This window comes from Streptomyces sp. A01, from assembly GCF_059026195.1.
The window spans coordinates 1-788 of the sequence record NZ_JBWLKN010000112.1 but is presented as its reverse complement, the minus strand read 5'-3'; the positions used below and the strand labels follow the sequence as shown (position 1 = coordinate 788).

At 65.4% G+C, this 788-nt stretch carries 1 pseudogene; it reads right to left on the bottom strand.

The annotated features are described in order from the left end of the window. Positions 1-100 precede the first annotated feature (100 nt). Positions 101-658: pseudogene (locus AC5P1B_RS35750) on the bottom strand (IS701 family transposase); the annotation flags it as partial. Between the last annotated feature and the right edge of the window lie 130 nt (positions 659-788).

The following is a 788-nucleotide window of genomic DNA, read 5'->3' as shown; positions in this document are numbered from 1 at the left end:
CAACAGCCCAAGGCCCGATAACTCAGACACATTTGTAGACACCCGAACCACCCCCGGGACCACCACCGAGCAGCCTAAAACAACGGCATTGGCCCTAGGCGGCGAAGGTGTCGAGCATGTTCAACGCCAGGCGCCACTTCTCGCGGTGCGTGACACCGGGCGGGATACCGGTCTTCGTCCGGCGGACGGTGTCCCAGGCCCACTCTTTGGGCACGAACAGCCGCCATTGCAACGGGCAGGAAGCGGCATCCGTGGCGGCGTGGACGCTGACCGCGACCTGGCAGTTGGCGCGTTTGCCCAGCGCCCCGCAGTACTGCGGGGCCACGGCGACCGGCATGCGGCCGTCCTTGGGCACCGACACATCGTCGATCACCCAAGCCGTCGGGGCGATGAGCGGCAGCATCCGTTCGCAGATCCGCCGCTGCACGGGGCCCGGGTCCCAGGTGGACTGGTTCACGAACTGCTGCAGGTTCTGCTCGTTGCCGTCCGGCAGCCGCGCGGCCATCGCCTGGATCGACTTCCGGCGGCCGTCCAGCATCAGTCCCCGCAGATAGCAGTCGCCCTTGGCCCGCTGGTCCTTGCGCGGCACCGAAGCGAACACATCAGCAACATACAACGCCAACTTCGCCCGAAGTCGGTTCACTTCATGTGCGTCCACCCATCCAACATGCCCAGGAACAAGCCGAACCGGAACAACTAACGGAGTCCTACTAGTGTCCTGCGCCGGAGATCCGTCGGCAGAAGCGGGCGAGGGAGTCGAGGATCTCCTCGGCTGTCTTGGTCCAGAT